The organism is Ralstonia pickettii, assembly GCF_016466415.2.
In the GTDB taxonomy this organism is placed as follows: Bacteria; Pseudomonadota; Gammaproteobacteria; order Burkholderiales; family Burkholderiaceae; genus Ralstonia; species Ralstonia pickettii.
Genome location: NZ_CP066771.1, coordinates 192,571 through 217,207, shown reverse-complemented (window position 1 = coordinate 217,207; position 24,637 = coordinate 192,571). Strand labels below are relative to the sequence as shown.

Below are 24,637 nucleotides of genomic sequence, written 5' to 3'. Positions count from 1 at the left end.
ACGCGACGCACATGCGGCGGTGGCACGGCAGGCCTACAATAGGTGCCTGATTTCTTTCCGGATCCCGTTGCCGACATGGCCTCGACCCTGACTCCTTCTGCAGCCCCGGTATCTGGCGCCACCTCAGGCGGGCGCCGCTGGCTGCTTCCCGTGATCGTGCTGGTGCTGGCCGTGGCCGGCTGGTTCGGCTGGCGTGCGTTTTCGCCGTCGCAGCAGGTCCCGGCTGCGACCTTCACGCTGCTGGATGGGCAAAAGCTTTCGACGCAAGACCTGAAGGGCAAGGTCTATCTCGTCAACTTCTGGGCCACGAGTTGCACCACCTGCATCAAGGAAATGCCCAACATGATCCAGACGTACAACAAGTACAAAGGCGAAGGCCTGGAATACGTGGCTGTGGCGATGAGCTACGACGCGCCAATGTATGTGATGAACTTCAGCCAGACGCGCCAATTGCCCTTCAAGGTCGCGATGGATGCCGATGGCTCAGCCGCCAAGGCCTTCGGCGACGTGCAGCTCACGCCGACCACGTTCCTGGTGGACCGCGACGGCCGCATCCTGAAGCGCTACGTAGGTGAGCCGGAATGGTCATCGTTCGACGCGTTGCTCAAGCAGACGCTGGGCAAGCAGGCCTGAGCGTCCACCCCTCAATGCAAACGAAACGCCCGGTGAATGCCGGGCATTTTTGTTTTCGGGCAATGCACGTTCCACACTAGGTTCACGCGGGCCTGCTGCAATGGCAGTCCGTCAATGCCTGATTCGATGGAGTGCGCATGGCCAATCACTACTGCATGTTCAAGGGCAAGCTGAAATTCGGTGTGCCGTATCTGGAGGGCTACAACGGCAATCCGCATTACGCGATCGTGGTGGAAGCGCCGGATGGGTCGGAATTCGTGGTACTCGCCAACGTGAAATCCGACTCGAGCATGCCGGGCGCCGGCGCCGCGGGTTATCACGTGCTGTATCAGTGGACGACGGATCTGGAGTTGCCGATCACCGCCGACCTTGCCGCGCTGGCCCCCGGCCTGCACGAAAGCGGCTTCCCGCGTCTGGACTACGTGCGCGACGCCGGGCTGGTCGACTTCCCCCACATGCAGCCGATCGCGCTGGATACCGCGACTCAACACAACGACATCAACGCCCTCGTTGACGACATGCTGAGCCTCGACCGCACCACCACGCCCATCGACTACGTCTACCACGGCAGCTCCGGCGACGACGACCGCAAAGGCTGGCCACCGCGTACCGACGTGACGGTCTACGGCTTTGGCTTCCTGTTCGAGCCGCAGCACAACGGCCTGCACGAAACGCACATGAACCAGGGCAACCCCGTTGTCCACACGCCGGGTGTGAAGGACCATTCGCGCGAAAACGGCACACGGCAGGACGGGGCTGTCATCGTGGAAATCGACGGGAGGTTTCAGGCGCTGCTCATCGCATTCCAAACCCAGCGGATTCCGACAGACGACCGTGGATACCCGGTGGCGGATGCCCATCCGATTCTGGGTTGAGCGCAAAAAGAGAAAGAAAAGAAGACGCCCGGTCGAAGCCGGACGTTGTTGCGTACGAGCGTGCCAGGTCAAAGACCGTATCGCTTGATCTTGTCATACAGCGTGGCACGGCCGACCTGCAGAATATCCGCCGCCTGGTGCACCGAGCCGCCCGTGCGCGCCAGGGTTTCGGCAATCACCGTGCGCTCGTAGCGTTCGACGCGCTCCTTGAGCGGCATGCCGTCTTCCGAAGCATCCGGCACGACCGGCGTGCGGCCAACGCCTAGCACCAAACGATCGGCCGCGTTGCGCAGTTCGCGCACGTTGCCGGGCCAGCTCGATTGCATCAGCTCGTGGCGCTGACGCTCGGCCAGCATCGGTAGCGGACGTTGATAGCGCACGGCGGCTTCGAGCAGGAAGTGTTCGAACAGCGGGATGATGTCTTCGCGGCGCTCACGCAGCGGCGGCAGGTCGATGGCGACGACGTTCAGGCGGTAGTACAGATCGCGCCGGAAACCGCCCGCCTCGATCAGCGCTTCCATATCGCCCTTGGCGGCCGCCACGATGCGCACGTCGATGCGCACCGACGCATTCGAGCCCAGCCGCTCCAGCGCGCCCTCCTGCAACACGCGCAGCAGCTTGACCTGCAGCGCGATCGGCATGCTCTCGATTTCGTCGAGAAACAGCGTGCCGCCCGACGCGTGCTCAAGCTTGCCGATGCGCCGCTTGCTTGCACCGGTAAAGGCTCCGGCCTCGTGGCCGAACATCTCGCTCTCGAAAATCTGTTCAGGCACGGCGCCGCAGTTCAGCGCGATGAACGGCTTGTCGTGACGCGGCGAGAGCATGTGCAGACTGCGCGCGACGAGTTCCTTGCCCGTGCCGGTCTCGCCGTTGATGAGCACCGGCGCATCGGTGGTCGCGACGTTCTCGATCAGCGCGCGTACGGCGGCCATCGCTGGCGAGCGCCCGATGATGCGCGTGCCAGCCGCCGGGCCGGCCAGTTCACGACGCAGTGCGCGGTTTTCCAGCTCCAGCGCGCGGCGCTCCACTGCGCGGCGCACGGTCTCGGTCAGGCGTTCGGCGGGAAACGGCTTCTCGATGAAGTCGAACGCGCCTTCGCGCATGGCCTGCACGGCCATCGTGATGTCGCCGTGGCCGGTGACGAGCACGACGGGAATGCCCGTGCCAAACGACTGGCAGTGCGTGAGCACGTCCAGGCCGCTCGCGCCCGGCAAGCGCAGGTCGCTCACGACCACGCCGGGAAAGTTCGCGTCGATCTTGCCGACGGCTTCTTCGGCGCTGCCGAACGCCTGCACATTGAAGCCGGCCAGTTCCAGGCTCTGCGCGGTGGCTTGGCGCACAGGCGGGTCGTCTTCGATGAAGAGAACGTTCAAGCCTTCGGACATGGTTCGTGTCTGTGTGAAAAACGGATCAGAGGGAAGCCGCGGAGGTGACGTCGGCGCGTACCAGCGTCAGCGTAAATTGCGCGCCACCGCCCGGCACGTTCGCAGCCGACAGCGAGCCGCCAAAGTCCCGCGCAATGCTGGTGGAAATCGCCAGCCCAAGGCCGAGCCCCTGGCCGATCTCCTTGGTGGTGAAGAACGGCTCGAACAAGTGCGGCATGGCGTCGGGCGGAATGCCGGGGCCGTTATCGCGCACAGCGATGGATAGCTGATTCGACGGCGCCTGCGCTCCTTCGATCGGGCCGATGGTGATGTCGATGCGTCCGGCGCGCGCGGGCTCGTTGGCGCTGATCGCATCGAGCGCGTTGCCAATCAGATTGATCAGCACTTGCTCCAGCTTCAGTTCGTCCGCGCGCACCACGGCCTCTTTCTCGGGGATGCGCCAGTGCAGTTCGAGCGCCACATCGCCCAGGCGCGGACGCAGCAGCGCGAGCGTGTGATCCAGCGCCACGCGCACCTGCACATCCACCACCTTGCGCCGCGAGCGGCCCGCAAACAGCTTGAGCTGCGCGGTGATCTTGCCCATGCGCTCGGTCAGGTCGGCAATTGCCTGCAGGTTATCGGTGGCGGCGCCGTGCTGGCCGCGTTCGAGCAGGATGCGGGTGTTGTCGGAGAACGTGCGCAGCGCAGCCAGCGGCTGGTTGAGTTCGTGCGTGATGCCGGCAGCCATCTGGCCCAGCGCGGCAAGCTTGCTGGCCTGCACGAGTTCATCCTGCGTGGCGCGCAGTTCGGCCTCGGCACGCGTGCGGTCGACGATCTCGTGTTGCAATTGTTCATTGGTAGCCATCAAATCGGCCGTGCGGTCTTCCACGCGGCGTTCGAGCTGATCGTATGCGGCTTCCAGCAGGCGGCGGCTACGCAGCATCTCCATCATGCGCAGGCGCCGCTGGCGCCAGTAGAAGAGCAGCAGGCATGCAAAGGCGAAGGCAAACGCCGCCGCCACGGTCGCGCTGCGCGCGGCGCCCATCACGGGCTCCACCGGCGTGAGATACATCAGCGTCCAGTCGGGCTCGACCAGGTCACGCGAAACCTGCAGATAGCGCGTGGCGTTCGTGCGCTCGCCAACGCGAATCAGTTCTGCGCCTTCCGGCAAGCGCCCGGTCAATCGCAGGAAAGCCGGCGCCTCGGGCTGCAGCGGCAGCGGCGTGATCTGCTTGCGGTAATACTGGCGCGTCGCCTCCAACTGCGCCTGCAGTTTGGACGTGAGAGGTTCCACCGTGCGGTACTGCCACGCGGGCACGGACGACAGGAAAATCACGCCGTTCTCGTCGGCCACCATCACGGGTTCCGACGCGTCGTGGCTGGCGCGGCCGAACCATTCGAGGTTGAGTTTGACCACGGTCACGCCGATCACGCGGCCATCCTGCATGACCGGCTGGGAGATGTAATAGCCGGGCTCTTCACGCGTAATGCCAATGCCGTAGAAGCGCCCGACGTGGCCTTCCGCTGCCTGCTGGAAATACGGCCGGAACCGATATTTGGCACCGACGAAGCTGTCGGGCTGGTTGTAGTTGGATGCTGCCAGCGCCTTGCCGCTGGGCGCGATCACGTAGGTGGCAGTGGCGTGCGCGCGATCGTTGACTTCGCGCAGATAGCGGTTCGCGCGGTCGACGTTGGCGGATGTCGGATTGGCGAGCAGATCGTGGATGAACGGATGCAGCGCCACCAACGCCGGCAGGTATTCGTAGCGATCGAGCGTGCTCTTGAGGTTGGCGGCATAGCGGTCGACCCGCCCGCCGGCGGCCTGCTGGGCCTGCGTAAGGCCCCGGTTCCACGCCACCACAAAGGTGGTCGCGCACACCCCGGCCATTACAACGACGAGCCCGAGCGCCACCAGCCACCAGAAGCCGCGTCGCGAGCCGGAGGCGCTGGTCAGGAAGAAATCGCGATCGGACATCGGCTGGAGGTCGGCGGAAGAGAGTGTTGCCGTGCCTTCCAACGCCGTGCCCGCAGTCGGCATGTCGCCGAGGTGCTTCACGAGGTGCATCCCAAAAAAGAAGCGGGGCCGTCTGGAAGGACAGGCCCCGCAATCATACGCTTTGCGCTTTCAGGCGCCGGCGCCCGCAGGCGCCAGCCAGATTCGATCGATCAAACTGCCGGGGTGGCCGGCACGCCCTCGTCGCTGCGGTCGCCCGACAGCACGCGCGCCAGCTTGGCGCGATCCAGTTCACGCTCCCAGGCCGAGATCACCACGCAGGCCACGCCGTTGCCGGTGATGTTGGTCAGGGCACGGCATTCGCTCATGAAGCGGTCGATACCGAGAATCAGCACCATGCCCGCTACCGGAATATCCGGCACCACCGCCAGCGTGGCGGCCAGCGTGATGAAGCCCGCGCCGGTGATGCCCGATGCGCCCTTCGACGTCAGCATGGCAACGGCCAGGATGGTCAGTTGCTGCGTCCAGGTCAGCTCGATGTTCAGCGCCTGCGAGATGAAGATCACCGCCATCGTCATGTAGATGTTGGTGCCGTCCAGGTTGAACGAGTAACCGGTCGGAACCACCAGGCCCACCACCGACTTCGAGCAGCCCAGCCTCTCCATCTTTTCCATCAGGTGCGGCAGCGCCGATTCCGACGAGCTGGTGCCCAGCACGATCAGCAGTTCTTCCTTGATGTACCCAACGAAGCGGAAGATGTTGAAGCCGACCAGCCGCGCGATGATGCCCAGCACCACCACGACAAAGATGATGGCCGTGAGGTAGAACGTGCCGACCAGCTTGAGCAGCGGCACCAGCGAGATCACGCCGTACTTGCCGATGGTGAATGCCATGGCACCAAAGGCCCCGATGGGGGCCACACGCGTGATGACGTGCACGATGCGGAAGAACACGTGCGAGATCTGGTCGATGAAGTCCGTCACCATCTGCGCGCGCTCGCCCATGGCAGAAAGCGCACCGCCGAACAGCAGCGCGATCAGCAGGATCTGCAGGATGTCGCCCTTGGCGAAGGCATCCACCACCGTGCTCGGGATAATGTTGAGCAGGAAGTCGACCGTGCTGGCCGAGTGGGCCTTGGCGGCGTACTGCGCCACAGCCTTGGCATCGATGGTGTTGACGTCGACGTTAAAGCCCGCGCCGGGGTTGAAGATATGGCCCGCCGCGAGACCGATGATCAGCGCGAAGGTCGAGACGACCTCGAAGTAGATCAGCGCCTTGCCGCCCACGCGGCCCACCTTCTTCATGTCACGCATGCCGGCAATGCCGGAGACGACGGTACAGAAAATGATCGGGCCGATCACCATCTTGATCAGTTGGATGAAGCCATCGCCCAGCGGCTTCATCTTGACGGCGAGTTCGGGCGAGTAATGGCCCAGCAGAACGCCAATGACGATGGCCGCCAGCACCTGCACGTACAGGATTTTGTAGAACGGTTTTTTCATGTCTTCCTCGAGTGTCACAGACCGGCCGTGCGCTCAGTTGCTCGCCCGGTCCGACCCGCCCTGGTGTGGTCTCTCTCCTGCCTCGATACGCTGATGTTTCCGGCGCCTCCCGCAGCAGGTCGCTTTTAATTGCAAGGGCTATGCCAACCTCAATTTCAGGCACTGGCGGCCCGCCAGCCCTTGCAGCAGCTTGGTGTGACTACGATGGCACCCACCCCAACCGTCGTCAATCCCGGAATCCGCGCACCCAGGGTGTCCAGACATCCGGAAAACGTGTTGCGACGCAGCATCGCAGGCTGCGTGCGGTCAGCATGTTGGGAGGGCGCGCGACACCGGGGCCGTATAATGCGGGCTCGTTACGCAAATCCACATGGGTGCGCGACGCCGGGAAAGCCTGTCATGTCCTGCCGCGCGTACCGCCACGCAGCCCTCCCAGCCTTTTCGGTCCGCCCATGAGCAGCCATTATCAGCACCACGTTTTCTTCTGCCTGAACGAGCGCGAGGACGGCTCGCGTTGCTGCGCCGACTTTGGCGCCAAGGCGATGCAGGAATACGCCAAGAAGCGCTGCAAGGAACTCGGCATCAACGGCGAAGGCCGCGTGCGTATCAACAAGGCGGGCTGCCTGGACCGGTGCGAACTCGGTCCGGTCATGGTGGTCTACCCCGAGGCCGTCTGGTACACCTTCGTCGACAAGGAAGACATCGACGAGATCATCCAGAGCCATCTGGTCGAAGGCAAACCGGTCGAACGACTGATGGTCGACCGCCCTGCCAACGCGTGAGCCCGCGCTTTACCGCATCTGCTTCTCCAGTTTCCATGAACGTTCATACCGAAGAACGCCTGATTCCGGGCCCCGTCGGGCAGATCGACCTGTCGATCGACCAGCCGGACAGCGCCCTGCGCGGCCTGGCGCTGATCGGCCATCCGCATCCGCTTTTTGGGGGCACCAAGGACAACAAGGTCGCGCAGACGCTGGCACGCACCTTCGTCGGCCTGGGCTACGCGACAGTGCGCCTGAACTTCCGCGGCGTAGGCAAGACCGAAGGCACGCACGACAACGGCATCGGCGAGCAGGACGACATGCTGGCCTTGCTCGACTGGATGCGTACACAGACCGAATGGTCTGCCGATGTGGCCACGCTGCCCCTGGCACTGGGCGGCTTTTCGTTCGGCAGCTTTGTCGTGTCCCAGGTGGCACGCCGCCTGGCCGAGGCCGGCACGCCTGCCGAGCGCCTGGCGCTGGTCGGCACCGCCACCTCGCGCTGGGATGTCGCCCCGGTGCCGGCCGACACCATCATCATCCACGGCGAACAGGATGACACCGTGCCGCTGGTCGACGTGCTCAACTGGGCACGGCCGCAGGAGCTGCCCGTGATCGTCATCCCGGGCGCCGATCATTTCTTCCACCGCAAGCTGCATCTGATCCGGCAGCTCATTACAGGCGCCTGGGCGCCAAAACCGTAATACCCACCCGTTGACTTTCCGGACGCCGCGCCTCCCCCGGTGCGTGGCGCCATTGAATTCCAAGCAGACCGCAGGACCCGATATGCAGACCCGCTTCGCCCATTTCACGCCCTTCGCCTTCCATTCCGCCGCCGCAACCGCCGTGGCCGCCGCCGTGCTGGTCACCGCGCTGCCCGCCATGGCGCAGCCGGTGCCCGCCCCGCAAGTCGCGGCCCGCTCGTGGATGCTGACCGACGTGACCAGCGGCCAGGTGCTCGGCGGCGCCAACATGGACGAACGCATCGAGCCCGCCTCGCTCACCAAGCTGATGACGGCCTACCTCGTCTTCGAAGCCGTGCGCGACGGCAAGCTCAAGTACGACCAGATGATCACGCCCACCGAGACCGTGCGCACCGTCAAGACCGACGAATCGCGCATGTTCCTGGAAGCCGGCAAACCGGCCTCGGTGCGGGAGATGACGCAAGGCCTGATCATCCAGTCTGGCAACGATGCAGCCCTCGTGCTGGCTGAGGCCGTAGGCGGCACCGAGACGAACTTCGTGATGCTGATGAACCGCGAAGCCGAGCGTCTGGGCATGAAGAACACGCATTTCGCGAACGCCGCGGGCCTGCCTGATCCGAACCACTACTCCACGGCACGTGATCTTTCGATCCTGACCGCGGCGCTGATCAAGGATTTCCCGCAGGACTACAAGTTCTACTCGCAGAAGGAATTCACCTATAACAACATCAAGCAGTCCAACCGCAACCGCCTGCTGTGGCTCGACCCGACCGTCGACGGCGGCAAGACGGGCCACACCAAGTCGGCCGGCTACTGCCTCGTCACCTCTGCCAACCGTCCGCTGCCGGACGTGCCGGGCGCGAACCGTCGCTTGCTGTCGGTCATCATCGGCACCAAGAGCGACGCTATCCGCACGCAGGAGAGCCTGAAGGTCCTTAACTACGGCTATCAGTTCTTCGATACCGTGCGCCTGTACAAGGCCAAGGAAGCGCTGCAGACGCCCGACGTGTACAAGGGCCAGGCCAAGAGCGTGAAACTCGGCGTGGCGGAAGACAAGTGGATCACCGTGCCCAAGGGTGCAGGCGCACGCCTGAAGCCGGTGCTGGAGCGCAAGGACCCGCTGATCGCCCCGATCGCCCAGGGCCAGCAACTGGGCACGGTCAAGGTGATGGACGGCTCGACCGTCGTGTCGGAATTCCCGGTGGTGGCACTGGAAGCGGTGCCGGAAGCCGGCTTTATCGGCCGCACCATCGACGCGGTCAAGCTGTGGTTTAAAAAGAAGTAATCGTCCCCATTTACTTCGACATGACCTCCTCCCACACGCCCCCGCCGGGCCACATTCCGCCCGAACAGTCGCTCATCGAGTACCCGAGCGATTTCCCCATCAAGGTGATGGGGCCGATGCATGACGACTTTGCCGCGACCATTGTCGAGGTCGTCCGCCTGCACGACCCCGAATTCCACGAAGGGCGCCTGGAAAAACGTCCGTCCTCCAGCGGCAACTATCTGGGCCTGACCGTAACGGTGCGCGCCACCAGCCGCGAACAGCTCGATGCGCTGTACCAGGCGCTGACGAGCCATCCGATGGTCAAGATCGTGCTGTAACGCGCCTCTGAGCAGCCAAGCAAAACGCCCCGGTCATGCCGGGGCGTTTTGTTTTGTGCGGCGATACCGCGTCAGCCTTTGGCCACGTGCCCCAAGCAGACCGTGTTGTCATCCATCAACCGCGCCAGCTTGAGCTTGAACGCCGCAATCTCGGGCAGCAGCCACGCGCGGAAGGCCTGCATCTTGGGCGTCTGCAGCGCGCTGTGCGGGCAGACGAAGTAGTAGTTCCACGGACACGGCGTCGTCGTCTCGAACAGGCGCACCACGCGGCCGGCCAGCAATTCGTTGAACGCCAGCGTCGGGCGGATCAGCGCAATGCCCTGCCCCGCCGCCGCTGCCTGCAACAGCAGCGACGAGTCCTGGAACATCAGCCCGCCACGCGGCTCCACAAACCCTGAGACGCCAGCAGCCTCGAACCATGGCTCCCAATCCTCACCCTCGCTGCGCAGCAGGGTCATGGTCGCCATCTCGGCCACCGTACGTGGCAGGCGCCCGCCGTTGAACGACGGACTGCAGACCGGGAAGAACACATCGTCAAGCAGCTTTTCCACGTACAGGCCCGGATAGTTGCCCGAACCCATGCGCAGCGCCACGTCCATCTCTTCGCGCGCAAAGTCGACCAGCGCGGGGCTGGAGAACAGCCCCACCTCCAGCTCGGGATGGCGCTCAATGAAAGTGCCGATATGCGGCGTCAGCCAGCGCGCCGCAAACGACGGCATCGTGCTGATGGCCAAGCGATTGTCACGATTGCCGGCGCGCAGTTGATGCGTGGCCTGGGCGATCTGGTCGAGCGCCTCGCGCACGCGATCGGCATAGGCGCGGCCCGCGTGCGTGAGCATGACGCGCTTGCCGCGCCGCTCGAATAGCGGCACGCCCAGCTCGTCTTCCAAGGTGCGCATCTGATGGCTGACGGCGCCGTGCGTAACGAACAGCTCCGTCGCTGCACGCGAAAAACTCTCATACCGGGCTGCCGCCTCGAACACCCTCAGCGCGCCAAGTGACGGCAAGCGCATTGGTTCGCGGATTTCGGTCATCTTTCCCTCCTGATTTTCGTAGCGCAGGGTGATTTTTATGTGAGCTGCACTATCAAGAAACGCAATATATATCGTTTGGTACTAGGCAACCAAGCGCCTAGACTTCCTTCAACGGCAAGGCCCCATCCCGATGCCGTGAAGGAGCCGATCATGAAAGCTGTACTAACAAAAATTGTATTCACTCTGCAGCCCGGCGAAGTGGTGGCATTGCGCATGCCGGGCAACCAGAATCTGCGCGTCGAAGAAGCCTCCGGGCGCGACGTATGGGTCACGCACGAGAACAAAGCCGGTGACGAATGGCTGCGCGCGGGCGGCAGCGTAGCCGTGAAGCGCGGCGAAGAAATCGTCGTCTCGGTAGACCCGAAAGCCCTCGGCCCGGTCGCACTGGCCGTGGAAGCGACCGACGGCCACATGCCGCGCAAGCCGTGGCACGTGACCGACGGCTGGCGCCACACGCTCGCCGCGCTCGGCTGGAACGAGCACGCCGACACGCCCATCGTGGCCGCCTGAGCCCGAAACCTGTTTCAAGCCTCCTTTTGCGGCATCTGCCGCAAAAGCCGACGCCGGCGCCGATGCCTCCCATCGCGCCGGCATTTTTTCGCCCCACCCCGCGACCAAAGCGGTCAACGGCGTACGGCGACATCGACGGCCCTGCGCTACACTCGCGGGCATGATTCCGATTGACATCGTCGAACGCGGCCTGCAGGACTACGCCGCCTGCTTCGACGAAATGCAGACCTTTACCGCACAGCGGGGCCCCGATACGCCCGACACGATCTGGCTGGTCGAACACCCGCCGGTGTTCACGCTCGGCCTGGCCGGTGATCCCGCGCATCTGTTGGCCCCCGGCAACATCCCGCTGGTGAAAGTCGACCGTGGCGGTCAGATCACTTATCACGGCCCCGGCCAAGTCGTTGCCTACCTTTTGCTGGATTTGCGCCGCCGTGGGCTGTTCGTGAAAGCGCTGGTCGACGCGATCGAGGCGGCCGTCATCGAGACGCTCGCCACGTATAATGTTGCCTCCGAGCGTAAGGCTGGCGCCCCCGGCATCTACCTGTCGAGCGGGCCGCATGCTGGTGCCAAGATCGCCGCGCTGGGCCTGAAGATCCGCAACGGCTGCAGCTACCACGGCGTGAGCTTGAACCTGGCGATGGACCTGTCGCCCTTCACGCAGATCAACCCGTGTGGCTATGCCGGCCTGGAAACCGTCGATATGGTGACCGCCGGCGCCCGAGTTGCGTCCGGACGCCCCGTCGATGCCAACGACTGGCAGCCCATTTCCCGCGACCTGGCCAATGCGCTGGTCGCTCAATTGCAGCAACGCGCGCAAGCGCACCCCGCCGAGGCCGCTACCGCATAGCGCCCGGATATGCACGAGCCGCAAGCCCGTGCGGAGAACACGATGACCGATTCCGCCGCCGGCGCCACTGAAGTCGCCACCCCTGCCACCCCGTCGAACAAGCCCTACGACGCGACTGCCAAGCAGAAGTCGCTCGACAAGACCGCCCGCATCCCCATCAAGATCGTGCCGGCCGAGAAGCTCAAGAAGCCGGACTGGATTCGCGTGCGCGCCGCCACCGGCAACTCGCGCTTCTACGAAATCAAGGACATCCTGCGTGCCAACAACCTCGTGACGGTGTGCGAAGAGGCAAGCTGCCCGAACATCGGCGAGTGCTTCGGCAAGGGCACGGCCACGTTCATGATCATGGGCGACAAGTGCACGCGCCGCTGCCCGTTCTGCGATGTCGGGCACGGCCGCCCCGATCCGCTCGACGTGAACGAGCCGGAAAACCTGGCGAAGACCATCGCCCAGCTCAAGCTCAACTACGTCGTCATCACCAGCGTCGACCGCGACGACCTGCGTGACGGCGGCGCGCAGCATTACGTCGATTGCATCTCGCGCACGCGCGCCCTGTCGCCGGCCACGCGCATTGAAGTGCTGGTGCCGGACTTCCGCGGCCGCCTGGAGAAGGCGCTGGACATCCTCCAGGAATGCCCGCCCGACGTGATGAACCACAACCTCGAAACGGTGCCCCGCCTGTACAAGCAGGCGCGCCCCGGTGCGGATTACGCGCACTCGCTGAAGCTGCTGAAAGACTTCAAGGCCCGCAACCCGAACGTGCCGACCAAGTCCGGCCTGATGGTCGGCCTGGGCGAGACGGACGAGGAAATCCTGGAAGTCATGCGCGACATGCGTGAGCACGACATCGACATGCTGACCATCGGCCAATATCTGGCGCCGTCGGGCCACCATCTGCCGGTGCTGCGCTATGTGCACCCGGACACCTTCAAGATGTTCGAAGAGAAGGCGTACGAGATGGGCTTCACGCACGCGGCCGTGGGCGCCATGGTGCGCAGTTCGTACCACGCGGATCAGCAGGCACACGAAGCCGGCGTGGTCTGATCACCGCCGGAACGCTGCAGAAACAAAAAGGGCCTTGGGGTAGAACCCAAGGCCCTCTTGCTTTGGTACGGCCCAATCAGGCTTGCGAAGCGGCGTCCTTCGGATACGAGGCATCGCCGTTCCACGACAGATAGCCGTAGGTGTCGGCCTGGCGATCGGCACCCTGCGTGTAGACGTCGTACTTGGCAGCAGCGCCGTCGGTGTACGGATCAGCCTTGGCGATGGCGCCATCGGTGTAGGGGTCAGCCTTGCCGACGGCACCTTGGGTGTACGGATCGAAGCGATCGTTCTTCCACGACAGATAGCCGTAGGTATCAGCTTGACGGTCCGCGCCTTGGGTGTAGACGTCGTACTTGGCGGCTGCACCCTGTGTGTAGGGGTCGGCCTTGGCGACAGCGCCTTGCGCGTACGGATCGGCGCGGCCTTGCACGGCAGCAGCGGCGGGCTGGGCCGACAGCAGCGCAGCGGAAGCGGAAACCGTGGCCACCAGGACCAGCAGAGCGTTACGGGAGAAAGCGGTTGCGAGACGGGTGTTCATGATGGGCTCCTGATCTGTTTGGATGTTCGGTTGCGCTGAGTTCGTTGCGCTTGTGATCAGAATAGATCGTTGCCCTTGATGAATAAATACCCGATCGAAGAAAATACTGTTCTCCAATTATCAACAATAGATTTCGGCCTTGCCGGGAAAAAGAGGCTCTTGCGCTGGGACCGTGTCGGAAAGCGCCGAAGGAAGCTGCGCAATGACGCACTATCGGGGCGAACTGTTTGCCGCTGTCCTGGCAATCGCACTCAACATCGGGCAGAGCACGCTGGCCCTGTAGCAGGCTCGCATGTACACGAAGCGACTCTGGCGCTGACCGTCGTAACAAAAACGGCCCGCTGGCAAAACATGCCAGCGGGCCGTTTTGCTTGGGCCGCGGTTACGCGCTCAGCGCCGGATCGGACGCGCTGACTCGGCCGGTTTCAACGTGGCCGGCAAGGCGACGCGCGAAACCGGCATCGGTGCTGGCCGTGACGGTCAGGTCATACCAGGCGTGGTGGCTGCGCAAGTCGAGGTACACCGACGCATCGTCACCGCCGCGCACTTCGCGTTGCACGCTTTCGCCCGTGTAAGCGCTCTTGATGGTGAAGACGGTCGGCGCACGGCCGTGATTGATGAGGCGCAGTTGCAGGTTGCCGTTGGCCACGTCGTAGCCTTCCTTCACTTCCAGCGCGTGACCGTGCGGACGCAGCAGGCCCGACAGCGTGAGCTTGCCGACAAAGCGGCGCAGGAAGCCGTTCGGACCGTGCACCGTGAAGTCGTAGGCGCCGCCTGCGTTCACGGCCAGCTTGTCCGACAGCCGCTTGCCTGCCTCGACCGTGTAGGTGCGCGGTGCATCCGTGCTGCCGGCGGTGTAGACGAGGAAGGCTGCCCCCACGTCCCCGGTGTTCACGAATTCCAGCTGGAACTTGCCGGCGGCTTCGTCCTGGCGCCCGCGCACGAAAAGTTCGTACGGCAGCGCACGCGACGCTCGCACGCCCGCTTCCTGCTTCGGCACGGCCTGCACCAGCGGGGGCAGCGGCACGTAGCTGGCGTGGCGCAGCTTGTCCTTCGGCACGTAGGCTGCGGTGCTCGGCAATGCAGGCACCACCTCGTTGGGCGTGGCGAAGTTGAACGCCGACGTCAGATCACCGCACACGGCGCGACGCCACTTCGAGATGTTCGGCGACTTCACGCCGTGCGTGCGCTTGAAGCGCTGCTCGATGAAACGGATGATCGACGTGTGGTCGAACGTTTCGGAGCACACGTAGCCGCCCTTTGACCACGGCGATACCACAAGCATCGGCACGCGCTGGCCCAGGCCGTAGCTGCCGGCACTGTACGTGCTGTTGCCCGGGAAGTATTCGCCCGTGGTATCGACCGTCGACAGTCCATTGCTGCCCGACGCGGCGAACGGTGGGACGAGGTGATCGAAGAAGCCGTCGTTCTCGTCGTAGGTGATGAACACCGCGGTCTTGCTCCACACCTGGGGGTTGGAGGTCAGCACCTGCAAGACCTGATCGATGTACCAGGCGCCGTAGTTGGCCGGCCAGTTCGGGTGCTCGGAGAACGCTTCCGGCGCGGCAATCCACGATACCTGCGGCAGCGTGCCGTTCTGCACGTCGCGCTTCAAGATGTCGAAGTAGCCCTCTCCGGCCGCTGCGTTGGTGCCGGTGCGCGCCTTGTCGTACAGCGGGTTGCCAGGCTGCGCGTTCTGATATTGCTTGAAGTACAGCAGCGAGTTGTCGCCGTAGTTGCCGATGTAGGCGTCGCTCGTCCAGCCCCAGGAACCTGCGGCGTCCAGCCCGGTACCGATGTCCTGATAGATCTTCCACGAAATTCCGGCGGCCTCCAGCACTTCCGGATACGTCGACCAGCCGTAGCCGGCTTCTGCGTTGTCGATTACCGGGCCGCCGCCGACGTTGTCGTTGCCGACATAGCCTGTCCACATGTAGTAGCGGTTCGGGTCGGTCGACGTGGGCGTGGCGCAATGATAGGCGTCGCAAATGGTGAAGGCGTCGGCCAGGGCGTAGTGGAACGGAATGTCCTGGCGTGTGAGATACGCCATCGTCGTGGTGCCCTTGTGCGGGACCCAGCCGTCATAGCGGCCGCCGTTGACGGCAAGGTGCGTGTCGTTCCAGCCGTGCGGCAAGTCTTGCAGGAACTGCAGGCCCAGATCGGGCGCACTCGGGCGGAACGGCAGCACTTCGCCCACGCCACCGGCCACCGGCTGATGCCACACGCTCTTGCCGCTCGGCAGCGTGACGGTGCGCGTATCGCCATACCCACGCACGCCGCGGAGCGTGCCGAAGTAATGGTCGAACGAGCGGTTTTCCTGCATGAGGATCACGATGTGCTGCACGTCCTCGATGTTGCGGTGCGCGTTATGGGCGGGAATCGCCAGCGCCTGGCGAATGCCTTCGGGCACCGCGCCCATGGCTGCGGAGGCAGCAGCCAGTTGGGCAGCGGAACGGAGAAAACCACGGCGACTGTTGGAGGTCATGTTCTCGTCCTGATGTCTGTGTATTTGGGAGGTTGGGGGGGACAACACGGGGCAACGCCTGACTGAGCGCGAGCGAACGCAGTCAGTCGACGGTGTGGATCACGAGAGGCACATGAGGATCAGCCGCATCGCCACCGCTCAACGCAAGCGCAGACAGCGCGGCTGCGCCTGCAGACACCACGGGCAATCGATGAGGAGCGTTGGCGTCTTGGCTTGCAGACACGGATGACCTCCTGATGACATCAGCGAGCCGGACTGTGCAGCGCGCGCCGTCCGCTCAACACGCGCTACGGTAGAAAGGATTCATGTCGGTTACGTGAAGACGACTCGCGCCGGCACCGTCCCATCCCCCATTGGATTGATGGATTTTTGTTGCAAGTGCGAATCATTCTCACCTACACTGCAGCGCACCAAATGGTGCCTTCGCGTAGCCGACCCAACTGCCCGCATCGCGCACCTCCGTAGAAGAACGCACCTCCCGGCTGCTGGCCCATGGGAGCGTGATATTCCCGCCTGTCTCTGAAGCGGCCCCTACATCTGGACCCCCCCTGTGCTGCAGGGCCGAGCCCCGCTCGCCTGCACACGCTCATGTCCCGTAGGAGCCCTCGTGCAACGACGATCTGATACCGCCGCCCACACCGCAACCGCATCCGCTGCCGTTGCGGCCGGCAACCTCCGCCTTGAATCCATTCCTGCGCTGCGCGAAGCCGGCGTGCGGACCGAACATTGGTCGACAGCGCAGCAGTTGGCACGCCGCCGCGTGCTGTCGCGCCTGCTGCAGGCGCTGTTTCGTGAAGCGCTGCTCAGCGCAGATCAACTCATCGCCGATACACGGGCCGATGTGACCTTGCTGCCCATCTGGCAGCAGCGCGTGCTGTTGCGCTTTACCGGGCTGCGGCCCGGCGCGCTAGGAAGCTGGACGCTGACGGGCGATGTCGCCGTGCTGGCGCACGAGCGCCCGCCGACGCCGATTGAACATCCATCAGCCCTGCTCCACTGGCTCGCGCCCATGCTGGACATGGGCGATGCCGCCGAGGCCCATCGCCTCGCCGCCATCGGCCGGCTCGCGGCAGAACTCGACAACAGCCAGGACAACGACACGCTGTGCCAGGCCTATCGACTCGCCTGGGGCGCACGTCTCGCTGCCGAGCACCGCACCGCCGCGTGGCAAGACGCGCTGGCCCTGCTCTGCGGCGACGGCACGCCCCTCGCCTTGGCGCGCACCGAGCAGTGGGGCACCGGCGGCCACCCGTGGCATCCGGCCTACAAGACACGGCTGGGACTGGCTCCCGACCAGGTGATTGCGCTGTCGCCAGAGTTCGAGGCACAGGTGCCCATCGGCGTGGTGGCGGTGGCGGCGCACCGACTGCAGGTCACGTCGATGGACGGTGTGCAGCCGTACGCCAATTGGTTCGCGGCGACGTTCCCGGAGACCATGGCGGCGTTTCGCAAAGCCCTGTTGGCGCGCCAGCTTGCGCCCGAAGCATGGCTGCCGCTGCCGGTTCACCCTTGGCAGCGCGACACGACACTCGGCGAGACTTTCGCCGCAGAATTTGCCGCAGGCGAATTGATCCGTTTGCCGGACATCAACATTGCCGCCCGGCCAACGATGTCATTCCGCACCGTGGCCGCGACCGACGCGCCGGGCGGCCCGATGCTCAAGCTGCCGGTCAGCATGCGGCTGACCAGCGTTGAGCGCACCGTATCGCCCAAATCGGCCGTGATGGGCCCGCGCGTGAGTGCGCTGCTGGAACGCATCCTCGCGAACGACGCAGCATTGGCGAGCGTCCTATCAATCGTGCCGGAGCGCCATGGCATCCACTTGGCCGGCACCGACGACGATCGCGCCCGGCATCTCTCGATGATCGTGCGCGACAACCCGACCGCACGCATTGCCGGCAACGAACGGCTGCTGCCGGTCGGCGCCCTCTTCACGCCCGACTTCACCGCCGACATGACGCACGCAGCAGCACCGCTGCTGCTCGACACCGTGCTGGCGCGCCAGGCCGACGGCACGCGCGCCGAGCGGGCTGCGCGCTTTTTCGATGCGTACCTGCACGTCGCCATTCCGGCCATCGTCGGCCTCTATCTGCGTTACGGCATTGCGTTGGAGGCGCATCAGCAGAACACCTTCGTCGTCATCGACGAGGGCGGCATGCCGGTGCGCCTGGTGGTGCGAGACTTTGGCGACGTGAAGATCGCCCTGCCGGCGCTGCAGGCGCAAGGCTTCTCGATCACGCCGTTCCGTGCCGGCCACACCACGTATCCCGATCGGGACATCCCGCGCAAGAAGCTGATCCACGCCTTCCTGCTGTGCCATATCGGTGAGCTGGCGCTGGCGCTGTTTCCCGAACGCGGTAGCGCCGTCGGGCTACGCCAGTGGCATGACGCCATGCAGGCCGTGTTCGAGGCAAACCGCTCGGCGCTGGATGCCGACACCTGGAAGCAGGAGCGTCACGCGCTGCTCGAAGCGCCATGGTCGTTCAAGACGTTCGTCCGCATGCGCCTGCGCGACCAGTCCGACGACATGCACGCCGCGCTGCCTAACCCGCTGGCCGACGCGGTTCGAACATGAGCTCCGCAACGCCCGTGGACGCGTGGCGCGGGGCCATTCGGTGGCTCCTCGTCATCCAGGCCCTTTCAATGGGCGCGATGGAAATGACGGGGCCGTTCTGGCCACTGTTCCTGCGCGAGCTGTCGCCGGTGCCGCGTGTGCCGTTCGCATGGGTGGCGAGCGCAGCGTACTTCGCGCCGATGGCCGCCACGCTCATCACCGCGCCCTGGTGGGGCCGCCTGGCTGATCGCGTCGGACCCAAGCCGATGATCCTGCGAGCGCTCATCGCGCTGGCAGCGTCGCAGCTGTGGTCGGTCTATGCGGACTCGGCGGCCAGCGTGCTGCTGGCGCGCACCGTGCAAGGCGGACTGGCCGGCTTTCTGGCAGCCGCACAGATCTACGCGATGCGCGTGGCACCTGCCGACATGCGCCGGCGCGTCTTCGCCGATCTGCAGACCGTCACGGCGTGCGGCAGCTTCATGGCGCCGCCCGTCGGTGCGTGGCTCGTGGGGTGGATGGGCTTCCGCATGGCGAACACGGCGGGCGCTGCGGTGATCCTGGCGTGCATTCCGCTGGCGATGTTCTGTCTGCCCGCCATCAAGCCCGCTCCAACGTCCGAGATCCACCAGGACGCCGACGCTCGCCGGGCAGGTCGCGCTCCGCTGGGTGGCCTGGTGATCGGGCTGCTGCTGGGCATGGTGGCAGTGCAGGCGGCGCGCGTCATGCCGCAAGGCTTTCTTGCACCCTACATCACGGAGACGCTGCATGGGTCGGTGATGCTGGCAGGCTTGGCCTACAGTGCCACGGCCGCGACACTGGCGCTGTCTGCGCGCTGGTGGGCAAAGCGTTTTGCGAGCCTGCCCGTGCATGTCACGCTGGGGCGCGTCTGTGCGTTGACCGCTGTCTGCGGCCTCACCGCGCTCTGGCAGGGCATTGCGCAAGGAGAAAACGCATTCATTGCTGCGCGCCTGGCGTGGGGCCTGTGCCTGGGCGGCCTGCTGCCGGTGCTCAATAGCCTGGTGGTGGAAACCAGCCCGGAACACCGCCAAGGCTTTGCGTTGGGGTTGTGCAGCAGCGCAGCCAAGGGCGGCGCGCTCATCGGCCTGGGCGTGGCAGCATTGTCGACGGGCTTGTTTGGGTGGCGCGCGGGTTTTGTCGCCATGGCGGCAATGTATCTTGCGGCGCTGGCAGCGCTGATCGCGGTGCGGCGCGCTGCCTCACCGCATCCCGCATCTGCTGCGGCGGGCACTCAACGCGCGTGACGTCCGGCGCGCCGCTGCAGCTGCGTCTGCTCGGCGCGCCAGGCGAGATAGCCGAGGCCGAGAAACGGCCACAGCCAGCCGATCCATTGCGACAGGCTGTTGAAATGGACGAAACGCCCCAGCCGCCAGCTTTGCGCGGACACCCACGAATACGGGCTCGGCGGCAAGACGTTGGACAGAACGATCAGCGCAATCAGCAACGTCATGGCCAGCGCGCCGCGCAACCAGCGCGGCAGCCGCACCAACAGCACGAGCACCAGCGAGCCGACAATCAACCCGAATCGCGCACCGGAGGAAAGCCAATCCCACGCGCCGCCCAGCGGAAACTGCAGCACCGTCGCCCCCGCCTTGACCAGCAGCGCGCCGGCCAGCAGCGCAGCCAGCAGCCGCAGCATGGGCGCACCACGGCGCATGGCCACGCTGGCCAGCAGCCCCGTGCCGATCCAGCTGCAAGCGGTGATGAGCGCTTCCAGCAGTTCCTGGCGCTGCAGTGCTTCCGGGTGCGCCGTCAGCTTGTCCTGCCAGTCGAACAGCTCGGGAAACCAGCCGTTAAGGAGATTGACCACAAACGCATCCGGCGATGGATCGAGCAGGATGCTGCGGATCACTCCGCCCATGCTGAAGAGGAATTCCTGCGGAAAAATCTGTGCGAACGGCCACACCAGCATCAGCAGGATGGCAAAGGTCGCATGGGGCTCGAACCACCGGCGGCGCAGGCGGCGCAGCCCGCCGCGGTCGATCAGCCGCGCCGCAAAAGGCAGCATGACGAGGCCGCCCAGCAAGGCGCCGAGCGTGTTCGTCGCCAGATCGACATTGGAGGACACGCGCGTGGGCAGATAGGTCTGGATCGCCTCCATCGCGCCGGAGAGCAGCAACCCCGCCAGCAGCGCCAGCAAGACCGCGCGCCAGCCGGTGATGCGCGGGTGCAGCGCCAGCACCGTCAGCATGCCCAGCGGCATGTAGCCCCACACGTTGGTGAGCATGTCGAAGGCGGTGTTGTAGCGCGGCAGCGGTGCGCTCAGGAAGGCGAACGGCGACACGCCGGTGTCTGTCCAGCCGGCAAACGGATACAGGCTTGCGTAGACGACCAGCAGCACGAACCACCCCAGCCCGGCGCGCGCAAGCGGCGAGTGGCGATGCTGGGTGGGTGCAGCGGGTTGCGCGTGGAGGTCCGTCACCGGAAGAAGCGAGCTAGAAGGAGGAGCGGACGTGGCCGGAAAAAGCCGTCCATCATAGCGTCCGATGCCGCGCATCACGGATGGTTCCTCCATCCGGTCCAGAGGTGGCGGTATTAGCGCCGGCGCGAGCCAAGTGCAGCGCCGGGCGTTGCCGGTGTCGAAGAGGCGGAGGCCGCGAGCGGCAGGCCCGCCACCCAGTCGAGCACCTCGCCGATGGCCTTGTCCGATGCCTGCGTGAGGGCGGCCACGCCGCCTGCAGCGTCCGGGCTCGGGGCCGGCGCGTCCGCCTGTACCACGCGCTGGTCGATCACACCACGCGCCAGTGACACGGTTGCACGCAGGCGCACCACGCCGCGGCTGGCATCGGGCCTGTCGAATACCTGTGAAAAATCGACCAGCTCGACACGCAGGCTCGGCACATCGGGCGTGGGATAGCCGATCACCTGGCCGCGCCCTGCCGCCGCATTGCGCAAACGGGCATCGAACAGACTCACGGGCGATTCCACCCAGCGGCTGTTGGCGTAGGCGTCGGTACGCTGGCCTTGCGCATAGGCGAGGCGGTAATAGATGGCGTTGCCGTCCATCCAGCCCGGGCCGGCCACGTCGGCCACGCGCAAGGCGGTGGGCAGGCGCGCGCCGGCGCTTGCGGCCGGCGCGAGTCCAAAGTCATAGAGGGCGGCGGGCGCCACCGGCGCGCTGGAGCAAGCTGCCAGCAGCGACAGCGCCATCAGGGCAGGCAGCGCGCACGCGCGGCGGAACACAGCGGACAACATCGGCATGGAATCTCCTCAGGGCTGAGCCGAAGCGCGGGCGGCGGGCGCGGTGAAGCCGGTTTCACCGGGGCCAGGCGCGCCGGGTGCGGGGCCAAACAGCACGCTTTGCGGCCGGGCGTTGAAGTCGGTCACGGCATGGTCGAAACCGCGCACGGCCTGGCGGGCCTCGCGTGCAAAGCCATTGAGCTGCGGCAGCGTTTCGTACGTCAACACGTTGGCTGCGGATTGCATCGACTGCGTTGCGGCCGTCAGATCGGTGCCGGCACCGGAGAGCGTCGTCATCAAAGGCCCCTTCGGATCGGACAGCGACTGCGTGAGCTTGCGCGTGGCCACCAGCGTGGAGTCGAGGTTGTCAGCAATCTGCGGCAGGCGGCGCATGGTCGGCTCCGCCTGCTGCGCGAGCGTGCTGTAGGCGTCCATCGTCTTCTGGAACGCTTGCAGCGACGCAGTGACCTGCTGGCGGTGCTCGTCGTCGAACATGATCGACAGCGAACTGAGCGTCTGATCGAGCTTGGACAGCATCTGGTCGCCGCGCTTGTCCAATTCGTCCAGAAAGCCGGCGTCCATGCGGATGCGCGCGGGATCCTTCTGGGAAGTGGCCAGACGCACGGGACTGGGCGCGTGCTGGCTGTTGTCGAAACCGCGGTCGTCGAGCTGCACATAGGCGAGGCCCGTCACGCCCTGGTACGCCAGGCGCCCATACGTCGTCGTGGTGATGGGCGCATCCTTGTCGACCAGCACACGCACGACGATCTGCCCCGGCACCTTGTCGTCAAAGCGGATGCTGTCGACCTTGCCGACGTCCAAGCCGCGGTATTTCACGGAAGCCTGCGGGTTCAGCCCGTTGACAGTGGAGCGGGTGACCACTTCGTAGGGCACGCGCACGGTCTGGTCGCGGTTGAACCACATGACCGCCAGGCCCATGAAGATGGCCAGCCCGATCGTAAACAGCCCGGCCAGGAATGCGTGGGCTTTGTTTTCCATCAATCCTCCTGCGTCGAAAGCGAGGCCGCAGCCACCGCCTCCGTCATCTGCGGGCCCAGCGCCATAAGAGCCCGTTTGCCCCGTTCACCGAGGAAATACTCCTTGATGAAGGGATGATCGATCTGAATGATCTGCTCCAGCGGCTTGGCCGCCAGCACCTTGCGATCCGCCAGCACGGCAATGCGGTCGGACAGCGCCACCAGGGTGTCGAGATCGTGCGTCACCATCACCACCGTCAGGCCCAGTTCCTGGCGCAGTTCGCGAATAAGCGCGACGTAATCGTCCGATGCGCGCGGGTCCAGCCCGGCGGTCGGCTCGTCCAGAAACACCAGTTCCGGCTCCAGCGACAAGGCCCGTGCCAGTGCCACGCGTTTGATCATGCCGCCCGACAGGTCCGACGGCATCTTGTCGGCATCGGTGGATTTGAGGCCCACCATCTGCAGCTTGAGCATCGCCACGCGCTGGATGAACGCGTCGGGCAGCGTGCGCAATTCGCGCATCGGCAACGCCACGTTGTCGATCACGGACAGCGCCGAGAACAACGCGCCGTGCTGGAACTGCATGCCCCAGCGGTTGCGCATCGACTGCAGATCGTTGCCAACCTGACAGGTCAGCTCTTCGCCAAAGATGTGGATCGTGCCCGAGGTGGGCTTCTCCAGGCCCACCACCTGGCGCAACAGCGTCGTCTTGCCGCTGCCCGAACCGCCGACGATGGAAAGCACCTCGCCGCGAAACACGTCCAGATCGATGTTGTCGAGCACGGTCACCTTGCCGTAGCGCTTGGTGACGTTGCGCACCTCGATCACGCGTTCGCGCGCGGGCGTAATTGCCGGCGGTTCCGCTGCGGGCTTGATGTGAGGATGGCGGGGCCGCGTCATATCCCGACGTCCTTGAAGAGGATGGCGAACACCGCATCGGCGAGTATGACGATGGTGATCGACACCACGACGGACGTCGTCGTGCCCTCGCCCAGGCTCTGCGTGTTGGGCTGGATGCGCAGGCCGAAGTGGCAGGCCACCAGCGCGATCAGCATGCCAAACACCACGCCCTTGCCGATGCCGAGCCACAGGTTGGCCACCGGCACCGCATCGGGCAACGAGGTGATGAAATACGTCGGACTGATGTCGAGCTGGAACTTGGCCGCGAGAATACCGCCCGCCAGCGCGAGAAGATCCGTCCACGCCACCAGCAGCGGCATGGCGATCGCCAGCGCAATCACCTTGGGCAGGATCAGGCGGAAACCGTGCGAGATGCCCATCACGCGCATCGCATCCAGCTCCTCGGTCACCCGCATCACGCCGATCTGCGCCGTGATGGCCGAGCCCGAACGCCCCGCCACCAGAATCGCCGCCAGCACCGGCCCAAGCTCGCGGATGATGGCCATGCCCAAAATGTTGACGATGAAGATGCTGGCCCCGAACACGCGCAGCTGGTTGGCCGACAGGTAGCTCAAAACGATACCGATCAAGAAGCCCACCAGCGCCGTGATGCCCAGCGCCTTGTAGCCCGTGCTGTAGATGTTGGCGGAGATTTCGCGCCACGGCCCGCGATGCGGCGCGCGCACGAACCTGCCCAAGTCGAACACGAGCTGGCCGACCATGGCGATGCCATTGCTCGCGTGATCGAAAAAATCGAGCATGCCCTCGCCGAGGATCGCCACGGGGTTCATGCGGGGCGCCAGACGCTGCTTCCAGCCGCCGGGGTCGAGCTTCGCAACACGATCGAGCATGCGACGCTGGTCGGGCCGGGCATCCAGATGTTCGGGCCACTGATTGCCCCAGGCACGCCAGAGCAGTTGTGCGCCAAAGTGGTCGATACGGCCGACTTCGGTCAGGCACCACGCGTTGGCGTTGTCCAGCCCGGCGCGGATCTGCTGGCGCGCGCTGCGCACGCCGGCGCGTTCGGCCAGGGCAAGCGTGGTCCAGTCGCCAGAGAGAAAGGCGACGGAGCGTCCATCGACAACGCGCACTTCAAGCTGCGGTGTACGGCAGGTGATCAAACGGGTCTCCGTCAGCGGTGATGCCGGG

23 protein-coding genes are annotated in these 24,637 nt (G+C 65.1%); 11 read left to right on the top strand and 12 right to left on the bottom strand.

All coding sequences use genetic code 11. The features are described from left to right. Positions 1 to 75 precede the first annotated feature (75 nt). Entirely contained in the window at positions 76 to 633 is a 558-nt protein-coding gene (locus RP6297_RS00980; protein WP_037027836.1) for a TlpA disulfide reductase family protein, read from the top strand. Between the two features lie 137 nt (positions 634 to 770). Then, a complete protein-coding gene (locus RP6297_RS00975) occupies positions 771 to 1,508 on the top strand; it encodes a DUF2278 family protein (RefSeq protein ID WP_012761018.1) in 738 nt (245 codons plus the stop codon). Between the two features lie 68 nt (positions 1,509 to 1,576). Here RP6297_RS00975 and RP6297_RS00970 read toward each other — a convergent pair whose 3' ends face one another. From RP6297_RS00970 to RP6297_RS00960, 3 genes are all read right to left on the bottom strand, one after another. Beyond that, complete coding sequence (locus tag RP6297_RS00970; protein ID WP_037027835.1) at positions 1,577 to 2,893, bottom strand: sigma-54-dependent transcriptional regulator; 1,317 nt, start codon at positions 2,891 to 2,893, stop codon at positions 1,577 to 1,579. A gap of 25 nt (positions 2,894 to 2,918) precedes the next feature. Then, entirely contained in the window at positions 2,919 to 4,937 is a 2,019-nt protein-coding gene (locus RP6297_RS00965; protein WP_037027833.1) for a sensor histidine kinase, read from the bottom strand. A 101-nt stretch (positions 4,938 to 5,038) separates the two neighbouring features. After that, positions 5,039 to 6,328: a dicarboxylate/amino acid:cation symporter gene (locus RP6297_RS00960; protein WP_037027831.1), complete on the bottom strand. Its 1,290-nt coding sequence runs from the start codon at positions 6,326 to 6,328 to the stop codon at positions 5,039 to 5,041. A 452-nt stretch (positions 6,329 to 6,780) separates the two neighbouring features. Here RP6297_RS00960 and RP6297_RS00955 point away from each other — a divergent pair, with 452 nt between their 5' ends. The 4 genes from RP6297_RS00955 to RP6297_RS00940 all read left to right on the top strand — a co-directional run bounded on the left by RP6297_RS00955 (position 6,781) and on the right by RP6297_RS00940 (position 9,398). Beyond that, complete coding sequence (locus tag RP6297_RS00955; RefSeq protein WP_012761014.1) at positions 6,781 to 7,110, top strand: (2Fe-2S) ferredoxin domain-containing protein; 330 nt, start codon at positions 6,781 to 6,783, stop codon at positions 7,108 to 7,110. Between the two features lie 35 nt (positions 7,111 to 7,145). Next, a complete protein-coding gene (locus RP6297_RS00950; protein ID WP_037027829.1) occupies positions 7,146 to 7,793 on the top strand; it encodes an alpha/beta hydrolase in 648 nt (215 codons plus the stop codon). A gap of 82 nt (positions 7,794 to 7,875) precedes the next feature. Next, positions 7,876 to 9,078: a D-alanyl-D-alanine carboxypeptidase family protein gene (locus tag RP6297_RS00945; RefSeq protein ID WP_037027827.1), complete on the top strand. Its 1,203-nt coding sequence runs from the start codon at positions 7,876 to 7,878 to the stop codon at positions 9,076 to 9,078. A 20-nt stretch (positions 9,079 to 9,098) separates the two neighbouring features. After that, entirely contained in the window at positions 9,099 to 9,398 is a 300-nt protein-coding gene (locus tag RP6297_RS00940) for a YbeD family protein (RefSeq protein WP_012761011.1), read from the top strand. Positions 9,399 to 9,469: 71 nt separating this feature from the next. Here the strand turns inward: RP6297_RS00940 and RP6297_RS00935 are convergent, their stop codons facing one another. Continuing rightward, positions 9,470 to 10,432: a transcriptional regulator GcvA gene (locus RP6297_RS00935; protein WP_037027826.1), complete on the bottom strand. Its 963-nt coding sequence runs from the start codon at positions 10,430 to 10,432 to the stop codon at positions 9,470 to 9,472. Between the two features lie 150 nt (positions 10,433 to 10,582). Here RP6297_RS00935 and RP6297_RS00930 point away from each other — a divergent pair, with 150 nt between their 5' ends. From RP6297_RS00930 to lipA, 3 genes are all read left to right on the top strand, one after another. Then, on the top strand, positions 10,583 to 10,942 hold the full coding sequence (locus tag RP6297_RS00930) for a DUF2917 domain-containing protein (RefSeq protein WP_012761009.1): 360 nt from the start codon (positions 10,583 to 10,585) through the stop codon (positions 10,940 to 10,942). 160 nt (positions 10,943 to 11,102) lie between these two features. Further along, positions 11,103 to 11,792, top strand: coding sequence for a lipoyl(octanoyl) transferase LipB (lipB, locus tag RP6297_RS00925; RefSeq protein WP_037027825.1), 690 nt, complete (start codon positions 11,103 to 11,105; stop codon positions 11,790 to 11,792). Between the two features lie 42 nt (positions 11,793 to 11,834). Further along, positions 11,835 to 12,836, top strand: a complete 1,002-nt coding sequence (gene lipA / locus RP6297_RS00920) for a lipoyl synthase (RefSeq protein WP_012761007.1) — start codon at positions 11,835 to 11,837, stop codon at positions 12,834 to 12,836. A 76-nt stretch (positions 12,837 to 12,912) separates the two neighbouring features. Here lipA and RP6297_RS00915 read toward each other — a convergent pair whose 3' ends face one another. The 3 genes from RP6297_RS00915 to RP6297_RS00905 all read right to left on the bottom strand — a co-directional run bounded on the left by RP6297_RS00915 (position 12,913) and on the right by RP6297_RS00905 (position 16,082). Then, the gene (locus RP6297_RS00915; protein ID WP_012761006.1) at positions 12,913 to 13,374 is read right to left on the bottom strand and encodes a hypothetical protein; all 462 of its coding nucleotides are present in this window, start codon (positions 13,372 to 13,374) and stop codon (positions 12,913 to 12,915) included. Positions 13,375 to 13,756: 382 nt separating this feature from the next. Continuing rightward, positions 13,757 to 15,859, bottom strand: a complete 2,103-nt coding sequence (locus RP6297_RS00910) for a phosphocholine-specific phospholipase C (RefSeq protein WP_037027824.1) — start codon at positions 15,857 to 15,859, stop codon at positions 13,757 to 13,759. Between the two features lie 82 nt (positions 15,860 to 15,941). Then, the gene (locus RP6297_RS00905) at positions 15,942 to 16,082 is read right to left on the bottom strand and encodes a hypothetical protein (protein WP_155647578.1); all 141 of its coding nucleotides are present in this window, start codon (positions 16,080 to 16,082) and stop codon (positions 15,942 to 15,944) included. A gap of 384 nt (positions 16,083 to 16,466) precedes the next feature. Here RP6297_RS00905 and RP6297_RS00900 point away from each other — a divergent pair, with 384 nt between their 5' ends. Beyond that, entirely contained in the window at positions 16,467 to 18,434 is a 1,968-nt protein-coding gene (locus RP6297_RS00900) for an NRPS-independent rhizoferrin synthetase (RefSeq protein ID WP_037027823.1), read from the top strand. Continuing rightward, positions 18,431 to 19,675: a rhizoferrin export MFS transporter gene (locus RP6297_RS00895; protein ID WP_037027821.1), complete on the top strand. Its 1,245-nt coding sequence runs from the start codon at positions 18,431 to 18,433 to the stop codon at positions 19,673 to 19,675. Before RP6297_RS00900 ends, RP6297_RS00895 begins: the two co-directional genes overlap by 4 nt. Here RP6297_RS00895 and RP6297_RS00890 read toward each other — a convergent pair. The 5 genes from RP6297_RS00890 to RP6297_RS00870 are packed head-to-tail and all read right to left on the bottom strand — an operon-like array spanning position 19,663 to position 24,609. Then, a complete protein-coding gene (locus RP6297_RS00890) occupies positions 19,663 to 20,928 on the bottom strand; it encodes a VanZ family protein (RefSeq protein WP_037027820.1) in 1,266 nt (421 codons plus the stop codon). The two genes, RP6297_RS00895 and RP6297_RS00890, sit on opposite strands and share 13 nt — an antisense overlap. Before the next feature lie 38 nt (positions 20,929 to 20,966). Continuing rightward, positions 20,967 to 21,632 (bottom strand): ABC-type transport auxiliary lipoprotein family protein, encoded by a 666-nt coding sequence (locus RP6297_RS00885; protein WP_037027817.1) that lies wholly within the window; start codon positions 21,630 to 21,632, stop codon positions 20,967 to 20,969. Between the two features lie 9 nt (positions 21,633 to 21,641). Beyond that, complete coding sequence (locus tag RP6297_RS00880; RefSeq protein WP_012761000.1) at positions 21,642 to 22,610, bottom strand: MlaD family protein; 969 nt, start codon at positions 22,608 to 22,610, stop codon at positions 21,642 to 21,644. Further along, positions 22,610 to 23,488, bottom strand: a complete 879-nt coding sequence (locus RP6297_RS00875; protein ID WP_037027812.1) for an ABC transporter ATP-binding protein — start codon at positions 23,486 to 23,488, stop codon at positions 22,610 to 22,612. Before RP6297_RS00875 ends, RP6297_RS00880 begins: the two co-directional genes overlap by 1 nt. After that, the gene (locus RP6297_RS00870; protein ID WP_012760998.1) at positions 23,485 to 24,609 is read right to left on the bottom strand and encodes an MlaE family ABC transporter permease; all 1,125 of its coding nucleotides are present in this window, start codon (positions 24,607 to 24,609) and stop codon (positions 23,485 to 23,487) included. Before RP6297_RS00870 ends, RP6297_RS00875 begins: the two co-directional genes overlap by 4 nt. Between the last annotated feature and the right edge of the window lie 28 nt (positions 24,610 to 24,637).

Excerpts from the sequence above, each read along its gene's own strand:
- RP6297_RS00935 (WP_037027826.1), bottom strand. The coding sequence starts at position 10,432 with ATGACCGAAATCCGCGAACCAATGCGCTTGCCGTCACTTGGCGCGCTG.
- RP6297_RS00940 (WP_012761011.1), top strand. The coding sequence starts at position 9,099 with ATGACCTCCTCCCACACGCCCCCGCCGGGCCACATTCCGCCCGAACAG.
- RP6297_RS00915 (WP_012761006.1), bottom strand. The coding sequence starts at position 13,374 with ATGAACACCCGTCTCGCAACCGCTTTCTCCCGTAACGCTCTGCTGGTC.
- RP6297_RS00880 (WP_012761000.1), bottom strand. The coding sequence starts at position 22,610 with ATGGAAAACAAAGCCCACGCATTCCTGGCCGGGCTGTTTACGATCGGG.
- RP6297_RS00910 (WP_037027824.1), bottom strand. The coding sequence starts at position 15,859 with ATGACCTCCAACAGTCGCCGTGGTTTTCTCCGTTCCGCTGCCCAACTG.
- RP6297_RS00950 (WP_037027829.1), top strand. The coding sequence starts at position 7,146 with ATGAACGTTCATACCGAAGAACGCCTGATTCCGGGCCCCGTCGGGCAG.
- RP6297_RS00980 (WP_037027836.1), top strand. The coding sequence starts at position 76 with ATGGCCTCGACCCTGACTCCTTCTGCAGCCCCGGTATCTGGCGCCACC.
- RP6297_RS00885 (WP_037027817.1), bottom strand. The coding sequence starts at position 21,632 with ATGCCGATGTTGTCCGCTGTGTTCCGCCGCGCGTGCGCGCTGCCTGCC.
- RP6297_RS00890 (WP_037027820.1), bottom strand. The coding sequence starts at position 20,928 with ATGCGCGGCATCGGACGCTATGATGGACGGCTTTTTCCGGCCACGTCC.
- RP6297_RS00960 (WP_037027831.1), bottom strand. The coding sequence starts at position 6,328 with ATGAAAAAACCGTTCTACAAAATCCTGTACGTGCAGGTGCTGGCGGCC.
- RP6297_RS00970 (WP_037027835.1), bottom strand. The coding sequence starts at position 2,893 with ATGTCCGAAGGCTTGAACGTTCTCTTCATCGAAGACGACCCGCCTGTG.
- RP6297_RS00955 (WP_012761014.1), top strand. The coding sequence starts at position 6,781 with ATGAGCAGCCATTATCAGCACCACGTTTTCTTCTGCCTGAACGAGCGC.
- RP6297_RS00930 (WP_012761009.1), top strand. The coding sequence starts at position 10,583 with ATGAAAGCTGTACTAACAAAAATTGTATTCACTCTGCAGCCCGGCGAA.
- RP6297_RS00965 (WP_037027833.1), bottom strand. The coding sequence starts at position 4,937 with ATGCACCTCGTGAAGCACCTCGGCGACATGCCGACTGCGGGCACGGCG.
- lipB (WP_037027825.1), top strand. The coding sequence starts at position 11,103 with ATGATTCCGATTGACATCGTCGAACGCGGCCTGCAGGACTACGCCGCC.
- lipA (WP_012761007.1), top strand. The coding sequence starts at position 11,835 with ATGACCGATTCCGCCGCCGGCGCCACTGAAGTCGCCACCCCTGCCACC.
- RP6297_RS00895 (WP_037027821.1), top strand. The coding sequence starts at position 18,431 with ATGAGCTCCGCAACGCCCGTGGACGCGTGGCGCGGGGCCATTCGGTGG.
- RP6297_RS00875 (WP_037027812.1), bottom strand. The coding sequence starts at position 23,488 with ATGACGCGGCCCCGCCATCCTCACATCAAGCCCGCAGCGGAACCGCCG.
- RP6297_RS00945 (WP_037027827.1), top strand. The coding sequence starts at position 7,876 with ATGCAGACCCGCTTCGCCCATTTCACGCCCTTCGCCTTCCATTCCGCC.
- RP6297_RS00975 (WP_012761018.1), top strand. The coding sequence starts at position 771 with ATGGCCAATCACTACTGCATGTTCAAGGGCAAGCTGAAATTCGGTGTG.